Here is an 18,578-nt window from a genome sequence, read left to right on the forward strand (position 1 = left end):
CGCATTTTTGCACAAATCAAGACTTTTCGATCCGAACATTACTGTTTCACCTGCAGGATTTCCTCCTGATAGAACGCATCGGCAAGCTGATGAGCGGTTTCCTCCCTCGCCACATCCCTCTCGGCTTTCATGGGATGCTTCGCGAAACGCTCCATCGTCCGTCCGACGAAAAGTGCAATTCCATCAGGCACGGCGCCTTCACCCATCTCCCGGGTAAGCTTCTTGACTTCGATGAGATCGAGAATGGCGGTCTTAAGCGAGGGCTCGATATCGGTCTCTGCCAGACACTCGATGAGGTTCATCGGCGGCAGTCGCGAAAACCCGGTTTGACGCATCCACTCCAGCGCGACAGCCGGTCTTACCGCATAGAGAAGCTTCTTCAGCTTAGCGCCTGCGGGATCCACCGGCTGCCATTGCTGGCGCAGCAGGCCGATATAGTGCTCCGCAACCTTGCTCGGCAGCATGATCTCACCCAGCAATACAGAAAGACGCGCCCGAAATCCCGGCTCCTCCTCGTAGACTATGGGAGATTTAATCCATTCGACCAAAACTGCATTGCCCTTCAACGCCAGAAGCAACGCCTTGCGTAGATCCCAGCCGCCCGTATCGATATCGCCGACGATCGGAAATTCGATGACATCACGGTACGAAACAAGATGCAGGTGATCCCGCGTCGGGCGGATGTAAACGAACCGGCAGTCATAGTCGCTGTCGGGCGAGGGAAAACCCCATGCCCGGCTGCCACTTTCAATGGCAAAGCCGATACGAACGCCTTCGGCGCGAACGGAATCGAGCCGGGTTCGGATCTCGGCGACGGCTTGCGGATCGAAACTGTCAAGCCCCGTCGCCGAAATCCCATTCATCTCTTGGTACATCTTGCTTAAACGCGGCGCTCGACCATCATCTTCTTGATCTCCGCGATCGCCTTTGCCGGGTTGAGGCCCTTGGGGCAGGTCTGCGCGCAGTTCATGATCGTGTGGCAGCGATAGAGGCGGAAGGGATCCTCGAGATTGTCGAGGCGTTCGCCGGTCGCTTCGTCGCGGCTATCGATCAGCCAGCGATAGGCCTGCAGCAGAACGGCCGGACCGAGATAGCGATCACCGTTCCACCAGTAGCTCGGACAGGAGGTCGAGCAGCAGGCGCAGAGGATGCACTCGTAGAGGCCGTCGAGCTTGGCGCGGTCCTCATGGCTCTGCTTCCATTCCTTGGCCGGCGCCGGCGACACCGTCTTCAGCCAGGGCTCGATAGAGCGGTGTTGGGCATAGAAGTTGGTGAGATCGGGCACGAGGTCCTTGACCACAGGCAGATGCGGCAGCGGATAGATCTTCACCGCACCCTTGATATCGTCCAAGCCCTTGGTGCAAGCCAGCGTGTTGGTGCCGTCGATGTTCATCGCGCAGGAACCGCAAATGCCTTCGCGACAGGAGCGGCGCAGCGTCAGCGTCGGATCGATCTTGTTCTTGATGTAGAGCAGACCGTCGAGCACCATCGGGCCGCAATCATCGACATCGATGTAGAATGTGTCGATCGACGGGTTCTGGCCATCATCCGGGCTCCAGCGATAGACGCGAAATTCGCGAGTGTTCTTGGCACCCTGCGGCTTCGGCCAGACCTTGCCCGGGCGGACCTGAGAGTTCTTGGGAAGAGCGAGTTCAACCATGTCCGGTTCCTCTAGCGATCAATAGACGCGAGCCTTGGGCTCGATCTTGTGCGGATCGATGCCTTCGGCGATCAGTTCGGTATGAACCGGGCGATAGTCGAGCTTCACGTCGCCGGCGTCGTTGACCCAGGCAAGCGTGTGCTTGCGCCAATTGTCGTCGTCGCGTCCGGCGAACTTGCCTTCGGTATAGTCCTCGCGAGCGTGCGAGCCGCGGCTTTCCTTGCGGGCTTCGGCGCCGTAGATCGTCGTGATCGCATTCGCCATCAGGTTCTGAAGCTCGAGCGTCTCAACGAGGTCGGAGTTCCAGATCATCGAGCGGTCGGTGACCTTGATGTCCTTCATCTCGCCCCAGATTTCAGAAAGGCGGCGGCAACCCGATTCCAGCGATTCCTGCGTGCGGAAGACGGCTGCGTCTTCCTGCATCGCCCGCTGCATCTTCTCGCGCAGCACGGCCGTCGGCGTACCGCCACTGGCGTGACGCAGGCCATCGAAGCGGTCCATGATCTTGTCGCAGGCGGCAACGTTCAGATGCGGGATGGGTGCCGCGCGGTCGATGACCTCGCCGGCGCGGATCGCGGCGGCGCGACCGAAGACCACAAGGTCGATCAGCGAATTGGAGCCGAGGCGGTTTGCGCCGTGCACCGAGGCGCAGCCGGCTTCGCCGACGGCCATCAGGCCTGGAATGATCCGCTCCGGATTGGAGCTGTCGGCGTTCAGCACTTCGCCCCAATAGTTGGTCGGAATGCCACCCATATTGTAGTGGACGGTCGGCAGAACCGGGATCGGCTCGCGGGTCACGTCGACGCCGGCGAAGATCTTGGCGCTCTCGGAAATGCCCGGCAGGCGCTCATGCAGAACGGCTGGATCGAGATGGTCGAGATGCAAGAAGATGTGGTCCTTGTTCTTGCCGACGCCGCGGCCCTCGCGGATTTCCAGCGTCATGCAGCGCGAGACGACGTCGCGCGAGGCGAGGTCCTTGGCCGACGGCGCATAACGCTCCATGAAGCGCTCGCCCTCGGAGTTGACGAGATAGCCGCCTTCGCCGCGCGCGCCTTCCGTGATGAGACAGCCGGAGCCGTAGATGCCGGTCGGATGGAACTGCACGAATTCCATGTCCTGCAGCGGCAGGCCGGCACGGGCAACCATGCCGCCGCCGTCGCCGGTGCAGGTGTGGGCCGAAGTGGCGGAGAAATAGGCGCGGCCGTAGCCGCCGGTCGCCAGCACCACCATCTTGGCGGCGAAGCGATGGATCGTGCCGTCATCCAGGCACCAGGCGACGACGCCGGTGCAGCGGCTGCCGTCTTCCGACATGATCAGGTCGAGTGCGAAATATTCGATGAAGAATTCGGCGTTGTTGCGCAGCGACTGGCCATAGAGCGTGTGCAGGATGGCGTGGCCGGTACGGTCGGCAACGGCGCAGGTGCGCTGAACCGGCGGGCCTTCGCCGTAATTCTGCATGTGGCCGCCGAACGGGCGCTGGTAGATCTTGCCTTCCTCGTTACGAGAGAAGGGAACGCCGTAATGTTCCAGTTCGTAAACGGCCTTCGGCGCTTCCATGGTCAGGTACTGCATGGCGTCGACGTCGCCGAGCCAGTCGGAACCCTTGACGGTGTCGTAGAGGTGCCACTGCCAGCTGTCGGGCGTCATGTTGCGCAGCGAAGCGGCGATGCCGCCCTGTGCCGCAACCGTGTGCGAGCGGGTCGGGAAGACCTTGGTGATGCAGGCGGTGCGGAAGCCCTGTTCGGCCATGCCGAGCGTGGCGCGAAGCCCGGCGCCGCCGGCGCCGACGACGATCACGTCATAGGAGTGATCGACGTACTGATAGGCTTTCCCGTTCTGAGCGGGCCCATTCTGAGCGGATGAATTCGGAGCCATGATGCTGTTATCCTACGAATGCGATCTTCAGAATGGCGAAGAGACAGAGCCCAGCGACGATGATCGCAAAGAACGTGTTGAGCATCAGGAGAGCGATCTTGCCGAATTCGCCATGCACATAGTCTTCGATGATGACCTGCATGCCGAGCTTCATGTGAATGACGCCGGAAATGACCATCAGACCCATGATGACCGACACGAACGGGTTCGACAGCGCATGGACCACGTCGGCATAGGGTGCGCCGGCATAGATCATGAGGAAAATGACGAAGAAAATGATGAGCGGCACGTTGGCGACTGCAGTCAGCCGCTGGCGCCAGAAATGGTCCGTGCCTTCCTTGGCGGAGCCAAGGCCGCGGACTTTACCCAAAGGGGTGCGCATATCCATGGAAACCTAACCTTCAGAAGCGGACAGCGAGGCCGATAGCCCAGACGAGGACGGTAAGACAGAGCGAACCGATGATCGTCGCCTTGGCCATTTTCGTGGAGAATTCCTTCTCGAAGCCGTAGCCGAGATCCCACATGAAGTGGCGGAAGCCGCCGAGCATGTGGTGCAGCAGCGCCCAGGTATAGCCGAGCAGGACCAGGCGGCCGATGATCGAGCCCATGATCCAGTTGACTAGGTCGAAATAGGCCTGCCCCGTGGCAGCGGCAATCAGCCACCAGGCAACCAGCACAGTGCCGAAATAAAGAGCGCCACCGGTGATTCGGTGAACGATCGACATGACCATGGTGGGAATGGGCTTGTAGATTTGTAGGTGCGGCGACAGGGGCCGGTTTTGTGTGACGTTCGCCATCAGAACCTCGCGGCGTTACGATGCGATTTCAATCTCGGGCGAACCCGGGGGGCAACACACGAATGACAAATTTCTGTGTGCGTTGCATCAATTGCGACGTTTAATGACCCAAGCGCCCATCTACAAGCACAATTGATGCCTGCTCGGAATTTAATCGATTCGAGTTTACAGGAGCTTATCCGCGATCAGTTCAGGTAAGGTTAAACGCGTTAACTATTCCGCCGATTTCCGCCATCTTCACATGGACTTGACGCCCCCTTTGCGGCACTCTCTTAATGATTTGTTAAGAGTAAGGAGTGTGAGGCGATGTTTGCGCGTATTTCGAAGGCAGGCCTGCTCGTGCTTGCGATGGTCGCTGCATTTTCGTTCGCTCTGCCGGTTTCAGCCGCCGATTGGCGCGGAGGTGGTCGCGGTTTCCACTCGCGCGTCTTCCCCGGTTCCTTCCATGGTTCCTTTGCGGGCAATCGCAATGGATTTCATCGCAACTTCGATCCGGGCCGCCGGTTCCAGTTTGCCGACCGCGGCCGCTTCGGGCGCGGCGGCTTTCAAGACCGGCGCAACGGTTTCCGCAATCGCGGTGTTTTCGGCAATAACGGTTTTGCCTGGAACAATCGTGGCTGGAATAACCGTGGCTGGAACAAGGGTTTCGGCTGGAACAATCGCGGTTGGAATAATCGCGGCTGGTGGGCCAACCGCCGCGTCGGTCCCAATCACCTGATGACGCTTTCATCGTCCTCAGGCGTCATCACCAACCGCGGCAGCGGCGTGGTCGTCATATTGAGCGACCGCGCCGACACCGATCTCATCAGCAACAACTATGCCGGCTCGAACGATGTCTATCGCGCTGATGGCGGCACCTACGTCACCGGCTACGGCTATGCCGGCGGCGGGCCGGACCAGGTGACCGACCCGCATCCGGGAGCAAAGATCATCGATACGGCGAGAGCCGGCGATCCCTGCTCGCATGAAAACGGCGTCTGCGTGATCAGGGCGAGGTAATTACTCGGCTAAAAAACGCCAGACCGTGGTCTTCTTGACCTCGCTGTCTTCGAGCGCGCGGGTGACAGGCACCGCGTAGGTTGCGCAGGCTTCCAGGCGATCTTTCGGAAGATAGGCCCTTCCGGGATCGCCAACCAGAACAGGCTTGCCCTGTTGCGCAAGCGTCCTGAACCACGGAATGATTCGATCCGCGAAATCTCGGTCGTAGAAGACGTCGCCGGCCAGCACGATATCGGCATCGACGCGCCCGCCGAGAAGATCGTCCGAGGTAAATTCGATCGCCACGCTATTTGCGGCGGCATTCAGGCGCACGGCGGTTTCGGCCCAGGGGTCGATATCAGCGGCGATGACCTCAGCCGCGCCCGAAAGCCGGGCGGCGATCGCGACCAGACCGGAACCGCTGGCAAAATCGAGAACCCGCCTGCCCCTGACCATATCAGGGTGATCGAGGATGTAGCGGGCGAGCCCCTGCCCGCCGGCCCAGGCGAAAGCCCAGAACGGCGGCGGCAGACCGATTTCCTGAAGCTCGTCCTCCGTCTTCAGCCAGAGATCATGCGCTTCGCTCGCCAGATAGAGCCTGATCTCCGGCACATGCGGCGGAGCCATCAGGCTGGTATTGGCGCGGATGAAGCTCTCCGGATCGGTTTTCAAATCATCCTCGATTGCAAATCCGGGAAAAGTGCAAAGCGGCTTTCCGCCAGGAATTGCGTTCAATCAAAAAGCTAGACAGGCGGATTATCCAGTCCGCCCATGCGACAGACCTCGGCCCATTCCTCGCCCGTCACAGGCTGTACCGAAAGGCGCATCGACGTGACCAGCGCCATTTTCTCAAGCTTCGGGTTTGCTTTCACGTCCTTGAGCGTCACCGGCTGCGGCATGTCGCGCACGGCGCGGATATCGACGCAGTCCCACTTGGGATCGCCCTTGGCACTCGAATCGGGATGCGACAGCGCGCAGACCTCGACAATGCCGACGATCTCTAGCCCATCGTTGGAATGATAGAAGAAACCCTTGTCGCCGATCTTCATCGCTCGCATGTTGTTGCGGGCGAGATAGTTGCGAACACCGGTCCACTCGGTCCCCTTCTCGCCAGCGTCCTTCTGCTGCTGCCAGGACCAGGAAGAGGGCTCGGATTTATAGAGCCAATGCGCCATCGCTCATGCCTCCGGATTGTTGAAGACCCAGTTGAATGGCTTGATCTCCACGCTCTCGAAAAGCCCGGCCTTGGTATAGGGGTCGGCATCGGCGAGCGCCTTGGCGGCCTCGATCGAATCGGCATTGACGATGACGAGGCTGCCGTTCGGTTTGCCCTCTGCATCCAGGAACGGACCCGCCATCTTGAGCGTACCCTCGGCGTTGAGCTTGTTCAGGTGCTCGACATGCGCGGGGCGTGTGTCCATGCGCACTTGAAGGTGGCCGGGCTTATCCTTGCAGACAAAGGCAAAAAGCATTCTTCATTCTCCTTCCGAAATCAAAAAAATCATTCCGTGGTGATCGGCCGTGTCATCAGCTGCTCGATGGCGTCAGGAATAGCGAGCGAGCCTTCGATGATTGCGGTAACCGCATCCGTGATCGGCATGCTGACATCAAGCTTTTCCGCCAGCCGCGAGGCGACGGAAGCCGCAAGCGCGCCCTCGACAAGCGTCCCATGCGCGGGGTCGACCGTCTCGCCGCGACCAAGCGCGATGCCGAAACGCAGATTGCGCGACTGGTGGCTGGTTGCCGTGAGCACGAGATCGCCGAGCCCCGAGAGGCCGCGCGCGGTTTCCGCCTTGCCGCCCTTGGCGACGATGAAACGGGACATTTCCGCAAGTCCGCGGCTGATCAGTGCCGCACGGGCCGAATCCCCGATGCCGCCGCCCTCGACGATGCCGCAGGCAATCGCCAGCACATTCTTGAGCGCTCCGCCGAGCTGCACCCCGATCCGGTCGGAGGAGGCATAAAGGCGGAAGGTGCGACCCGAAATCGCCTGCGCGAGACGCTCAGCCACAGGCATATCTGCGGCCGCGATCGCCATCGCCGTCGGCAATCCCCTGGCAATATCCGTCGCAAAGCCGGGACCGGAAAGCACTGCTATGGCATGGTCCGGCAGTTCGCGCTCCAGCATATCGGTCAATATATCGCCGGAGACGCGGTCGATCCCCTTGGCGCAGGTGACGACGATCGCGTCCTTGTGAAGATAAGGACCATAATGCCGTGCAGCGTCCGCCTGAGCCTGGGAAGGCATGACGAAAAGCACGATGCCGGCATCCTGCAGCACATCCGGCTCGGCCGAATAATTGAGCGAATCCGGCAATTGAATGCCGGGCAGTGCGGCCTCGTGCAGGCCCTCGGCCCTGAGATCGGCAATCAACTCGGGGTCTCGGCCGATGAGCGTCACCGAGTGGCGGCCGGTCAGCGCGATGACGGCCGCAAGCGCCGTGCCAAATGCCCCGGCTCCGATAACGGCAATGCGCTCACCTTCACTCATGCCTTCGCACCTCGTTTGCCGTAGCCCAGCAGCGTCTCGGCCTTGGAATCGAGCGGCCAGCGCGACCGTGGCTGTACGTCGAGATCGTCGGCAGCAGCACCCGTCGCCATGCGCTCGAGCCCTGCCCAGGCAATCATGACGGCATTGTCGGTGCAAAGACGAAGCGGCGGCGCGATGAAGCGGAAACCGTTGACGCTGCAGAGATCCTGCAGCGTCGCCCGCAGTTCAAGGTTAGCCGCAACGCCACCTGCGACGACCAGCGCCGGCATCTCGCCGAGATGCGGAAATTCTCGTTTGAAGCGCTGAAGCCCGCGGCCAATCCGGTCCTTCAGCGTGCGCGACACCGCTTTCTGGAAGGAGGCGCAGATGTCGGCGATATCCTGCTGCGTCAAAGGCGCGATCTCGGTCGCCGCCTGGCGCACCGCCGTCTTCAGGCCGGAGAAGGAAAAATCAAGCCGCGCCTCGCCCACCAGCGGCCGCGGGAAATCGAAGCGATCGGGATTGCCGGTCTTTGCCGCCTCCTCGACGGCGGGTCCACCGGGATAAGGCAGGCCAAGCAGCTTCGCCGTCTTGTCGAAGGCTTCGCCGAGCGCATCGTCGATCGTCGTGCCCCAGCGCTCATAATCGCCGACTCCGCGCACGAGGATGAGCTGCGTATGGCCGCCTGACACGAGCAGCATCAGATAGGGAAAGGAGAGACCATCCGTCAGCCGTGCCGTCAGCGCGTGGCCTTCCAGATGATTGACGGCGTAGAGCGGCTTGCCGGCCGCGCGCGCGATCGCCTTCCCGGTCATCAAGCCGACGAGCAGCCCGCCGATCAGGCCGGGGCCGGAGGTTGCCGCAATGGCGTCCACATCGGAAAGCGACACATTGGCACGTTTCAGTGCCTCTTCGATCAGCGTATCAAGCGCCTCGACATGGGCCCGCGCCGCAATCTCGGGCACGACGCCGCCATAGGCACTATGTTCGTCAAGCTGGCTCAGAACAACGTCGGAGAGTACGGTGGAGCTTCCATCCTGCCCGCGCTCGACCACGGCAGCGGCGGTCTCGTCGCAGCTTGTTTCGATGCCGAGTATGCGAAGAAAGGGAGCCATGGAGCCTGTTCGTTGATTGCGGTGATATGGAAACCTGTTTACGAGAACTGTCGGTAACAACGGATCAAAGCGGATGCAAACAAAACCTTTCCGGATCGGTACGCGCGGCAGCCCACTGGCGCTGGCGCAGGCGCACGAGGCCCGCGATCGGCTGATGGCGGCCCACGGCCTGCCGGAAGAAATGTTCGAAATCGTCGTCATGACAACGACGGGCGACCGGATCACCGATCGCTCGCTCGCAGAAATTGGGGGCAAGGGTCTCTTCACACAAGAGCTGGAGCTGAAGCTTCTCTCCGGAGATCTCGACCTTGCTGTCCACTCCGCCAAGGATATGGCGACAAAACTGCCCGAAGGCCTCTATCTCTCCGCCTTTCTGCCCCGCGAGGATATTCGCGACGTGGTCATCGGACGCACGGCGCCAAAGCTGCTCGAACTGCCGCATGGAGCCACCGTCGGTTCCGCCTCCTTGCGCCGGCAGGCGCTGATCCGTCGCCTGCGGCCCGATATCAAGGTCGTCACCTTCCGCGGCGCCGTCGAGACGCGGCTGCGCAAGCTGGGCGAAGGCCAGGTCGATGCGACGCTGCTGGCACTCGCCGGTCTGAAGCGGCTCGGCAAGGTCGAAGTGCTGACAGATATCCTCGATCCCGACGAATTCCCGCCGGCTCCGGCGCAGGGCGCCATCGCCATCGAAAGCCGTGCCGGCGACGAGCGCACCGACGCGCTGCTGTCTGCCATCAATGACGTGCCGACCCATCACACCGTTTCCTGCGAACGCGGCTTCCTTGCCGCACTGGACGGTTCCTGCCGCACCCCGATTGCCGGCTATGCCGTCTGCGAGGGTGACCATATCCGCTTCTTCGGCATGATCCTGACGCCCGATGGCAGCAAGGTGCACACGATCACGATCGAGGGCCACTGCCGCGATGCCGAAGCGCTCGGCACCAATGCCGGCCAGGCGATCCGCGAACAGGCGGGCAGCACCTTCTTCTCAGACTGGAGCTGAGCGGCATGCGCGTGGTCGTCACCCGTCCCGCGCATTCCGCCGAGCGCACGGCAGTACGGCTGAAAGAGCTGGGACATCAGCCCGTTCTTCTGCCGCTGACCCGGCCGGTCCACCAAGTCGCGAGCATTGCCGATGCGCTGACGCGATCGCAGGGTGCGATTGCTGTTACCAGCGCCGAAGCGATCCGGGTGATCCAGCGGCTGGCCCCGACAGTCTCATCCCATCTTTCGCGCCCGCTTTTTGCGGTCGGCAAGGCGACGGCTGAGGAAGCGCGAAACGCAGGCTTCGCCGATGTCTGCCATTCGGAAGCAAGCGGCGCAGAACTTGCCGAACTGATTTCAGCGCATCGCTCCGTTCTGTCGAACGCGCCTCTTCTCTACATGGCCGGATCTCCCCGCGCGCCGGGCTTTGAGGCAAGGCTGACCGAGCTTGGCATCCCGTTCCACGCGGTCGAATGCTACGTGATGAAGGACGAGGAGCCCGAGGACGCTAAACTCCGCAGCATCTTTCTCGGTGATGGTGCTGACGCGGTCCTTCTCTATTCCCGCCATAGCGCCGAACGTTTCTTCGCTCTTCCGTTCCTCCAGGCGCACGGAAATTCACTGACCGGGACAAGATTCTTCTGCCTGAGTGCAGCGATTGCAGACGCCGTTCCCGATCTCTTGCGCGAAAACACGAAAATTGCCGCAAATCCCGATGAGGACAGCCTTTTGGAATTACTCCGCCGCCGCTGACTGCCCAAATTTCATCTAACCTCTTTCCATAATGGGCTTCACTGTCTAACTTCGTTGCAGTGCATAAAATGAGGATGTCCATGGTTTCGGGAAACCCGCCGCGCCATTCGAAAGCCAACGACGAGCCGGTCACGATTGACTTGGAGGCCGAGGCCGCAGCTCATGCAGCGGATTCCGAGAAGATGACCGAGCGCGACAGCAGCACGCCGGGAGGTTTATCGGTCGAGGAGGCGGAAGCCCTACTCAAATCCGAAACCGAAGCGTCGCCCGATCAGGAGCGCGCCCGCGCCGACGAAGGCGCATTCACAAGCCCCACCGCAGCTGAACGGGCTGCGGCCTATTCCGAACCCACCGAAAATGCCGCGGCGCCAAAGCAGAGGGAAGCGGCAATCGCTAGCCTCGTTGCAGCCGGCATTGTCGGCGGACTGATCGCATTGATCGGAGTGGGCGCCATCCAATACGCCGGCCTGCTGCCCGGCGGTGGCTCTGCGGCAAAAAATGACTCTGCTAAGATAAACGCGCTCAATGCCGAGATTGACGGGCTGAAGCAAACCGTCGCCAATCTTGCTGCCGCGCCCGCGGCGAAGCTGGACACGGGCTTGACGGATCGCATCGCCGCATTGGAGACCGCCGTCAAGAATGCCCCCGCTGCAGCGGCGGCCGACGGAAGCGGCACGACGGATGCGTCAGCACTTAATGCCGCCAACCAGAAGATTGCCGATCTCGGCTCCCAGCTTGATCAGCTGAAGTCAAGCATGGCACAGGCGACGCAGGACCAGGCCTCGACCGGAGCCGACATCAACAAGCGACTGGATGACGCCGAGAAGAAGTTGAACGAGCCAGCCGAAGGTGCGGCTGTTGCACGCGCGATTGCCGCCGCCGGGCTGAAGGCAGCGATCGACCGCGGTGGTCCATTCCGTCCGGAGCTCGATACATTCGCGAGCGTCGCTCCCGATGATCCCGCTATCGCCGATCTCCGCAATTTCGCCGAAACCGGCATTCCATCGCGCGCAGATCTCATTCGCCAGGTGTCTGACGTTGCGACCGCGATCGTCGCGACCTCGCAACAGGCTGACCCGGACGAGAGCTGGAGCAACCGGCTGATGTCCAGTGCGAAGTCGCTGGTGACAGTGCGCCCTGTCGGTGACGTACAGGGTGATGGCGTCGATGCGATCGCCGCACGCTTTGAAAGCAAGGTAAAGAACGGCGACTTGCCCGGCGCGGTCAATGAATGGAACACGCTGCCGGATGCCGCAAAATCCGCTTCTGCCGCATTCAAGCAGTCGCTGGACGCGCGCATCCGGGTCGAGGATCTCGTTGGCGAAGCGCTGTCCAAGGCAATCGCCGGCGCCGGAAAACAGAGCTGAGGACGGGAGCGAACATGGTCAGGCTTGTCATTTTCGCCCTTATCGTCCTGGCTCTCGGCTATGGATTTTCCTGGCTGGCCGATCGCCCCGGTGACCTGTCGCTGGTGTGGGAGGGTGAACTCTACCAGACCAAGCTGATCGTTGCCGCGAGTATCCTGATCGCGATCGTGGTCGCCGTCATGCTCGCCTGGGGGCTGATCCGCCTGATCTGGACCTCGCCCCATTCCGTCACCCGGTATTTCCGCGCCCGCAAGCGCGACCGCGGCTACCAGGCCCTTTCGACCGGCCTGATCGCGGCCGGCGCCGGCAACGCCTTGCTCGCCCGCAAGATGGCGGCGCGCACGCGCGGTCTTATCCGCGGCGACCAGGAGCCGCTGATCAATCTGCTGGAAGCACAGGCAGCCCTGATCGAAGGCAAGCATGACGAGGCCCGCGCCAAATTCGAAGAGATGGCGAACGATCCGGAGACCCGCGAACTCGGCCTGCGCGGCCTCTATCTCGAAGCCAAGCGTCTTGGCGCAACCGAAGCGGCACAGCAATATGCCGAAAAGGCCGCCGACAAGGCGCCCTATCTTCCCTGGGCGGCGCAGGCGACGCTGGAAAACCGCAGCCGCGAAGGTAGGTGGGACGACGCGATCCGGCTTCTCGACCAGCAGAAGGCCGCACGGGTCATCGAAAAGGACGAGGCCAATCGCCTGCGCGCCGTGCTGCTCACTGCCCGCGCCGGCGACAAGCTGGAAAGCGATCCGACGGGCGCGCGTGACGACGCCCTGAACGCGCTGAAGCTTTCCGATGATTTCGTGCCGGCCGCGCTGATCGCTGCCAAGGCCCTTTTCCGCGAAGACAAGGTTCGTAAGGCTGCCTCCACTCTGGAGCAGACCTGGAAAGCCGCTCCCCACCCGGAAGTCGGCAAGGCCTATGTTCGCGCCCGCAGCGGCGACACGGTCCTCGATCGCCTGAAGCGCGCCGAGCGGCTGGAGGCCATGCGCCCCAACAATGTCGAAGCGTTGCTGATCAGCGCCCAAGCTTCACTGGACGCCGGCGATTACGGCAAGGCACGGACCAAGACGGAGGCGGCCGCCCGCGCGGATCCCCGCGAAGGCGCATTCCTGCTGATGGCCGACATCGAGGAGGCTGAGACCGGCGACCAGGGGCGCATTCGACACTGGATGGCGCAGGCGCTTCGTGCTCCGCGCGATCCGGCCTGGGTTGCCGATGGCTTTGTTTCGGACAAGTGGCTGCCTATATCTCCTGTTACCGGCAAGCTCGATGCGTTCGAATGGAAATCGCCGTTCGGCCAGTTGGAAGGCCCTGTCGAGGAAGGCTCGACCGCCACGGTCGACACGGCGCTGAGGACCCTGCCGCCGGTGCGCGAGGCGAGACCAGCTTCACCGACAGTTGCTTCGCCGGCTGCCGATACATCTGTTATAGAAATCAAGCCCGTCGTGGCAAAGCAGGCAGGCGCTGCAGCGCCAAGCTCGGCCGCACCAGCCTCGGACGCCTCGAAGAAACCGGAACCCAAGCCCTTCTTCGGCGGCCTGCCTGACGATCCGGGCGTACGTGACACCAAGATCGAGCCCGAACCCAAGACGCGGCTTCGACTATTCTAAGAACGGACCCGAATGTTTGAACGCTTTCAGGAATTCTTCCAAAATCTGACTGCCGAGCATCCCAAATCCGAGTTCGCACCCGACGATCCTCGCATCGCTGTTGCTGCTCTCTGCATCCAGGTCATGGAAGCAGACGGAAAGGTTGAGGCGACCGAGCAGAAGAAGCTGCGCAAGCTCCTGCATGACCAGTATGGTCTCGACGGCAAACAACTCGAAGCGCTGATCGCCGCCGGCGAAGAGGCCGAAAACGAGGCGGTCGATTATTTCCGCTTCACATCCGACCTGAAGCGGCATCTCAACAACGACCAACGCGTCGAACTGATCGGCATCCTCTGGGATATCGTCTATGCCGATGGCGAACGCAGTGAGATGGAAGACCATGCCATCTGGCGCATCGCCGATCTCCTCGGCGTTTCCGGTCGCGAGCGGATCATGAAGCGGCAGGAAGCCGCGGCCCGCGTTCCGGGACCCAAGCTGGAGAGCAAGGATGCCGATTGAGGGTGAGAGCCGCGGCGGGAAACGTCCCGTTCTCGTCGTCCTGCATCAGGAACGCTCCAGCGCCGGCCGCGTTGGCCAGATGCTGATCAAGAAAGGCCATGCGCTCGACATTCGTCGTCCGGCCCTTGGCGAAAAGCTCCCGGAAACGCTTGCCGGACATGCCGGGGCCGTTGTCTTCGGCGGGCCGATGAGCGCCAACGATCCGGATGATTTCGTCAAGACCGAGATCGACTGGCTGAACGTGCCGCTCAAGGAGAATCGCCCCTATCTCGGCATCTGCCTCGGAGCGCAGATGCTGGTCCGCCAGCTCGGCGGCAAGGTCCAGGCGCGCAAGGACGGGCAGACGGAGATCGGCTGGTATCCCCTCCAACCGACCGAAAAGGGTAGGCTGCTGATGCACTGGCCGCAGATGGTCTATCATTTCCATCGCGAGGGCTTCGATCTGCCGCACGGCGCCGATCTGCTCGCCAAGGGCGACACCTACCCCAACCAGGCTTTCCGCTATGGCGAGAACGCCTGGGGGCTGCAGTTCCACGCCGAGCTGACCCGCGCGATGATGCAGCGCTGGGTGGTCCACGGCGAACACCGCTTCATCATGCCGAACGCCCAGAAGGGACGCGAGCACCTCGAAGGGCGGATGCTCTTCGACGCCGCGCTCAAGGCCTGGCTGTCGCAATTCCTCGATATCGTCTTCGAAGGCAAACGGGCGCTTGCTGCCTGAAGACGTCGCCGCCGGCCGTCAGGCCGGCTGCGCTTCGCCTTCCGTGGCTGGCGCGTCCAAAGTGTCGATCTTGCGCAATTTCGAGAAGCCGGTCGCCCAGATGATCGCGACGGCGAGCGTTCCGATACCGCCGATCACGACAGCCGGCACCGCGCCGAAGATCGACGCCATCGTACCGGCGCGGAATTCTCCAAGCTCGTTCGAGGCGCCCACGAAGACCATGTTGACGGCGTTGACGCGGCCGCGCAGGTGATCCGGCGTCCAGAGCACGATCAGCGTTTCGCGAACATAGACCGAGATCAGGTCCGAAGCGCCCATCAGAACCAATGCCAGGATCGATAGCCAGGCGGTATGCGACACGCCGAAGATCAGCGTGCCGACACCGAACATGGCGACCCCGATGAACATGCAGAGACCTGCACGATGCTTGATTGGATAGGTCGTCAGGAACAGGGCCATCAGGATGGCTCCAACGCCCGGCGCACCGCGCAGCATGCCCAGTCCCCAGGGGCCGAGCATCAGGATGTCGCGGGCATAGATCGGCATCAGCGCCACCGCACCTCCAAGGAGGACGGCGAACAGATCGAGCGATACCGCGCCGAGCACCACTTTCTCCGACCAGATGAAATGAAAACCGGCGAGAAGCGTATTCCAGCTCTTCGCCTCCGCGGACGCGCGTTGCGGCGGCTTGGGGATCAGGTAGACAAGCAGCGCCCCCGCTGCGGAAAAAACCACGGCAACCGAATAGGCCGTGCCCGCACCGACACCATAGAGGAGACCGCCGGCGACAGGCCCGAGGATCGCCGCCGCGTCCCAGGACATCGAATTCCAGGCGATCGCGTTCGACAGGTCCTCAGGCGGAATCAGGTTCGGCGCCAGCGACTGGGTTGCCGGCGTCATGAAGGCACGCTCGATGCCGAAGACGGCAAGGATGAGGAAAACCGGCAATGGCGAGAACAGTCCCGTCACCGTCAGGAACAGCAGGGCGGCTGCACAAAGCGTGCCCACAAAAATACAGATCGCCGAGACGACGCGCCTGTTGTAGCGGTCGGCAACGCTACCGGTCACAAGAATGAGCAGCAGGGAGGGCAGGAACTGCACGAGGCCGATCAGGCCGAGATAAATGGCGCTGCCGGTATGGTCATACATCTGCCAGCCGACGGAGACGCTGATGATCTGCGTTGCAAAGGCGACCAGAAATCGTGCGAAGAAGAAACGGGTATAGGCCACGTGCCGGAACGCGGCGAAACGGTCTCCCGTAGCGGACAAGGACATAATAGACTTTCCGGTGAAAATCAGGTGTCGGCGGCAACCGCAGAACGCCTGTTAAACATGATTCATCGTACGCTTGGGCATAGTACTTGCCCGTTAAGTCGCCAATGTCTACATGTCTGTCAATCGCGAAATGGAGACAAACATGCTCGCCTTATTTCAAACCATTGATCTGGCTTTGAATCTTTATACCTGGGTGCTGATCGCCAGCGCCATCTTTTCATGGCTTTATGCTTTCAACGTCATCAATTCGAGCAACCAGTTTGTCAATTCGGTCGGTCGCTTCCTCTATAACGTGACAGAACCGGTGTTGCGCCCGATCCGTCGCGTCCTGCCGGATCTCGGCGGCATCGATATCTCGCCGATCATCCTGTTGCTCATCATCTTCTTCCTGCGCTCGCTGATGTGGAACACGCTTTATCCGCTGGTCGCTTGAACCAAGCCTGGCAGATATTTCCGGACCATATCCGTCTCTCGGTGCGCCTGACGCCGAATGGCGGACGTGACGCCATCGATGGGCTGGAGACCGGCGCGGACAGCGAGGCTTATCTGAAGGCTCGCGTCAGCGCCGTTCCTGAAAAAGGCAAGGCGAACAAGGCGCTGATCGTTCTGATCGCCAAGGCTCTCGGCATCCCGAAATCCTCGGTAAGCCTGCTATCCGGCGATACCGCACGTAAAAAAATCCTCCGGATCGATGGCGACCCGGAGGATTTGTCAAACAAGCTGGAAGCGCTTCTGAAAGCCTGATCAGGCCTTCTCGGCCTTGGCACGGGCAATCGCTTCGATGATGAGTTCGCCGGCTTCCTTGGAACCCTTCCAACCGAAGATCTTCACCCACTTGCCGGGCTCCAGATCCTTGTAGTGTTCGAAGAAATGCTCGATCTGCTTGACGGTGATCTCAGGAAGATCGGTATATTCCTTCACCTTGTCATAGCGCATCGTCAGCTTCGGCGACGGAACGGCGATGATCTTCTCGTCCTTGCCGGAATTGTCTTCCATCATCAGCACGCCGATCGGGCGAACGTTGATGACGCAGCCAGGCACCAGCGGGCGGGTGCTTGCGATCAGAACGTCGATCGGGTCGCCGTCTTCCGAAAGCGTATGCGGCACGAAACCGTAATTGCCCGGATAGGTCATCGGCGTGTAGAGGAAACGGTCGACGACGAGCGTGCCGGCTTCCTTGTCCATTTCGTACTTGATCGGATGGCCACCGACCGGAACTTCGACGATGACGTTGACGTCTTCCGGCGGATTTTTGCCAATTGAAACTGCGTCGATACGCATGAGTGCCCCCAAAAAGGATGGTTTTCCGGCAGCCAGATAATCATAATCATCCCGCAACGCAACAAGCCTTTGAAGCGATTCGGGATTTTTGATTAACGGCCAAATTTACGACGCCTCACTATGGTTATATTCTGGGCGAAATTGGGATTTCCAGCCGAACGGAACACCGCATCCTGTCCCTATCTTTCGCGAAAGCACCGATATGACGCCCCTTTATGAAAGCCAGAGTTTCTTCGACCTCCTGAGCCGCAGCTACCAGAAGCTGCTCGGCCGCCCCCTGGTCGGCACCGATCTTACATCCGGCGAAGGGCCGCGCTGGCTTTATGAGGCGGCACCCTTCGGCATCCTCGCGCATGATACGCAGGCCGATCCGATCTTCGTCTACGGCAACCGGGCAGCGCAGAAACGTTTCGGATATAGCTGGGAAGAGCTGACCGCGCTTCCTTCACGGCTATCGGCGGAAGCGCCTGACCGACAGGAACGCGCGGATTTTCTCGAGCGCGTTACCCGTCACGGCTTTGTCGAGGGCTATCGTGGAATGCGGGTGACGAAGTCAGGCGAGCGTTTCTGGATCGAAGGCGTCACGGTTTGGCAGTTGCTCGACGAAAAAGGCAATCGCCACGGTCAGGCAGCCCTGCTTCCGCTCGGCTGAAGCCTCAGCCCCAGACGAAGCCGATTTTCTTGATCTGCTTGTCGTCGAAGGTTTCGATCCCTTCGCAGAAATCGATGCCGCCGTGACCGCGATAGAAGCGGTCGGCATTCTCGTTCTCTTCAAGGCACCAGACGACCATTCCCTTGCAGCCGAGCGATTTCAGCAGGCGGCGAGCCTCGCCGAACAGCATCCGGCCAAGGCCGACGCCCTGATATTCCGGGCGCAGGTAGAGCTCGTAGATTTCGCCTTCCTGTGGAAGGGCGCGTGCACGGTTGAGCCCGAGCGTCGCGTAGCCCGCCACAGTTCCCGCAACATCGAGAACCAGCAGCGTTGCCGGACCGCGGGTCGCCCGACGCCACCAGGCCTCGTCGCGCCGCTCGATCATCTTCGTCAGCGCGCGGTGCGGAATAATGCCCGTATAGGCATGCCGCCAGGCAACGCGGTGGACCTCCGAAATGGCCGGAGCATCTTGCGGTTCAGCCCGCCGAACATCGATCGACAACGTCTTCATAACGCGTACTCTGGCTTTGCAAGGGCAAATT

Annotated in this window: 23 protein-coding genes; 10 read left to right on the top strand and 13 right to left on the bottom strand. The window is 61.3% G+C overall.

What is annotated here, in order from left to right:
* Positions 1 to 38 precede the first annotated feature (38 nt).
* From EV561_RS13035 to sdhC, 5 genes are read right to left on the bottom strand one after another with little or no spacing between them, the layout of a single operon-like run.
* Complete coding sequence (locus EV561_RS13035) at positions 39 to 863, bottom strand: nucleotidyltransferase domain-containing protein (RefSeq protein ID WP_132522053.1); 825 nt, start codon at positions 861 to 863, stop codon at positions 39 to 41.
* 17 nt (positions 864 to 880) lie between these two features.
* Entirely contained in the window at positions 881 to 1,660 is a 780-nt protein-coding gene (locus tag EV561_RS13040) for a succinate dehydrogenase iron-sulfur subunit (protein WP_132522055.1), read from the bottom strand.
* A gap of 18 nt (positions 1,661 to 1,678) precedes the next feature.
* Positions 1,679 to 3,535, bottom strand: coding sequence for a succinate dehydrogenase flavoprotein subunit (gene sdhA, locus EV561_RS13045; RefSeq protein WP_132522057.1), 1,857 nt, complete (start codon positions 3,533 to 3,535; stop codon positions 1,679 to 1,681).
* Positions 3,536 to 3,542: 7 nt separating this feature from the next.
* Positions 3,543 to 3,923 carry a succinate dehydrogenase, hydrophobic membrane anchor protein gene (gene sdhD, locus EV561_RS13050; protein ID WP_132522059.1) on the bottom strand — a complete coding sequence of 127 codons (381 nt, stop codon included), beginning with the start codon at positions 3,921 to 3,923 and terminating at the stop codon, positions 3,543 to 3,545.
* 13 nt (positions 3,924 to 3,936) lie between these two features.
* Positions 3,937 to 4,332: a succinate dehydrogenase, cytochrome b556 subunit gene (gene sdhC / locus EV561_RS13055; RefSeq protein ID WP_132522061.1), complete on the bottom strand. Its 396-nt coding sequence runs from the start codon at positions 4,330 to 4,332 to the stop codon at positions 3,937 to 3,939.
* A gap of 306 nt (positions 4,333 to 4,638) precedes the next feature.
* Here sdhC and EV561_RS13060 point away from each other — a divergent pair, with 306 nt between their 5' ends.
* Positions 4,639 to 5,331: a hypothetical protein gene (locus tag EV561_RS13060; RefSeq protein WP_132522063.1), complete on the top strand. Its 693-nt coding sequence runs from the start codon at positions 4,639 to 4,641 to the stop codon at positions 5,329 to 5,331.
* Here EV561_RS13060 and EV561_RS13065 read toward each other — a convergent pair whose 3' ends face one another.
* The 5 genes from EV561_RS13065 to tsaD form a co-directional block, all read right to left on the bottom strand.
* Entirely contained in the window at positions 5,332 to 5,982 is a 651-nt protein-coding gene (locus EV561_RS13065; protein WP_132522065.1) for a methyltransferase, read from the bottom strand. It abuts the gene before it with no gap.
* Positions 5,983 to 6,053: 71 nt separating this feature from the next.
* Positions 6,054 to 6,485 carry an EVE domain-containing protein gene (locus tag EV561_RS13070; protein WP_132522067.1) on the bottom strand — a complete coding sequence of 144 codons (432 nt, stop codon included), beginning with the start codon at positions 6,483 to 6,485 and terminating at the stop codon, positions 6,054 to 6,056.
* Positions 6,486 to 6,488: 3 nt separating this feature from the next.
* Positions 6,489 to 6,782, bottom strand: a complete 294-nt coding sequence (locus tag EV561_RS13075; RefSeq protein WP_132522069.1) for a YciI-like protein — start codon at positions 6,780 to 6,782, stop codon at positions 6,489 to 6,491.
* Positions 6,783 to 6,811: 29 nt separating this feature from the next.
* Positions 6,812 to 7,801 carry an NAD(P)H-dependent glycerol-3-phosphate dehydrogenase gene (locus tag EV561_RS13080; RefSeq protein WP_132522071.1) on the bottom strand — a complete coding sequence of 330 codons (990 nt, stop codon included), beginning with the start codon at positions 7,799 to 7,801 and terminating at the stop codon, positions 6,812 to 6,814.
* Positions 7,798 to 8,895 (bottom strand): tRNA (adenosine(37)-N6)-threonylcarbamoyltransferase complex transferase subunit TsaD, encoded by a 1,098-nt coding sequence (gene tsaD, locus EV561_RS13085; protein WP_132522073.1) that lies wholly within the window; start codon positions 8,893 to 8,895, stop codon positions 7,798 to 7,800. The genes EV561_RS13080 and tsaD overlap by 4 nt, the downstream gene beginning before the upstream one ends.
* Before the next feature lie 73 nt (positions 8,896 to 8,968).
* Between tsaD and hemC the strand changes: the two genes are divergently transcribed.
* The 6 genes from hemC (at position 8,969) to EV561_RS13115 (ending at position 14,828) form a co-directional block, all read left to right on the top strand.
* On the top strand, positions 8,969 to 9,898 hold the full coding sequence (hemC, locus tag EV561_RS13090; protein WP_132522075.1) for a hydroxymethylbilane synthase: 930 nt from the start codon (positions 8,969 to 8,971) through the stop codon (positions 9,896 to 9,898).
* A 5-nt stretch (positions 9,899 to 9,903) separates the two neighbouring features.
* On the top strand, positions 9,904 to 10,632 hold the full coding sequence (locus tag EV561_RS13095; protein WP_132522077.1) for a uroporphyrinogen-III synthase: 729 nt from the start codon (positions 9,904 to 9,906) through the stop codon (positions 10,630 to 10,632).
* 80 nt (positions 10,633 to 10,712) lie between these two features.
* Positions 10,713 to 11,999 (top strand): mitofilin family membrane protein, encoded by a 1,287-nt coding sequence (locus EV561_RS13100; RefSeq protein ID WP_132522079.1) that lies wholly within the window; start codon positions 10,713 to 10,715, stop codon positions 11,997 to 11,999.
* A 14-nt stretch (positions 12,000 to 12,013) separates the two neighbouring features.
* The gene (locus tag EV561_RS13105) at positions 12,014 to 13,609 is read left to right on the top strand and encodes a heme biosynthesis protein HemY (protein ID WP_132522081.1); all 1,596 of its coding nucleotides are present in this window, start codon (positions 12,014 to 12,016) and stop codon (positions 13,607 to 13,609) included.
* A gap of 12 nt (positions 13,610 to 13,621) precedes the next feature.
* Positions 13,622 to 14,107: a TerB family tellurite resistance protein gene (locus EV561_RS13110; protein WP_132522083.1), complete on the top strand. Its 486-nt coding sequence runs from the start codon at positions 13,622 to 13,624 to the stop codon at positions 14,105 to 14,107.
* On the top strand, positions 14,097 to 14,828 hold the full coding sequence (locus tag EV561_RS13115; RefSeq protein ID WP_132522085.1) for a glutamine amidotransferase: 732 nt from the start codon (positions 14,097 to 14,099) through the stop codon (positions 14,826 to 14,828). The genes EV561_RS13110 and EV561_RS13115 overlap by 11 nt, the downstream gene beginning before the upstream one ends.
* 18 nt (positions 14,829 to 14,846) lie before the next feature.
* Here the strand turns inward: EV561_RS13115 and EV561_RS13120 are convergent, their stop codons facing one another.
* The gene (locus EV561_RS13120; RefSeq protein ID WP_132522087.1) at positions 14,847 to 16,103 is read right to left on the bottom strand and encodes an MFS transporter; all 1,257 of its coding nucleotides are present in this window, start codon (positions 16,101 to 16,103) and stop codon (positions 14,847 to 14,849) included.
* A 142-nt stretch (positions 16,104 to 16,245) separates the two neighbouring features.
* Here EV561_RS13120 and EV561_RS13125 point away from each other — a divergent pair, with 142 nt between their 5' ends.
* Together EV561_RS13125 and EV561_RS13130 are read left to right on the top strand one after the other, a co-directional pair.
* Complete coding sequence (locus EV561_RS13125) at positions 16,246 to 16,536, top strand: YggT family protein (protein ID WP_245512658.1); 291 nt, start codon at positions 16,246 to 16,248, stop codon at positions 16,534 to 16,536.
* On the top strand, positions 16,533 to 16,847 hold the full coding sequence (locus tag EV561_RS13130; protein WP_132522091.1) for a DUF167 domain-containing protein: 315 nt from the start codon (positions 16,533 to 16,535) through the stop codon (positions 16,845 to 16,847). Before EV561_RS13125 ends, EV561_RS13130 begins: the two co-directional genes overlap by 4 nt.
* Here EV561_RS13130 and ppa read toward each other — a convergent pair whose 3' ends face one another.
* Complete coding sequence (gene ppa / locus EV561_RS13135) at positions 16,848 to 17,384, bottom strand: inorganic diphosphatase (protein ID WP_132522093.1); 537 nt, start codon at positions 17,382 to 17,384, stop codon at positions 16,848 to 16,850.
* Positions 17,385 to 17,586: 202 nt separating this feature from the next.
* Here ppa and EV561_RS13140 point away from each other — a divergent pair, with 202 nt between their 5' ends.
* A complete protein-coding gene (locus tag EV561_RS13140) occupies positions 17,587 to 18,036 on the top strand; it encodes an MEKHLA domain-containing protein (RefSeq protein WP_132522095.1) in 450 nt (149 codons plus the stop codon).
* A gap of 4 nt (positions 18,037 to 18,040) precedes the next feature.
* Here the strand turns inward: EV561_RS13140 and EV561_RS13145 are convergent, their stop codons facing one another.
* The gene (locus EV561_RS13145) at positions 18,041 to 18,547 is read right to left on the bottom strand and encodes a GNAT family N-acetyltransferase (RefSeq protein ID WP_132522097.1); all 507 of its coding nucleotides are present in this window, start codon (positions 18,545 to 18,547) and stop codon (positions 18,041 to 18,043) included.
* Between the last annotated feature and the right edge of the window lie 31 nt (positions 18,548 to 18,578).

It is taken from the genome of Rhizobium sp. BK376, from assembly GCF_004341625.1.
In the GTDB taxonomy this organism is placed as follows: Bacteria; Pseudomonadota; Alphaproteobacteria; order Rhizobiales; family Rhizobiaceae; genus Rhizobium.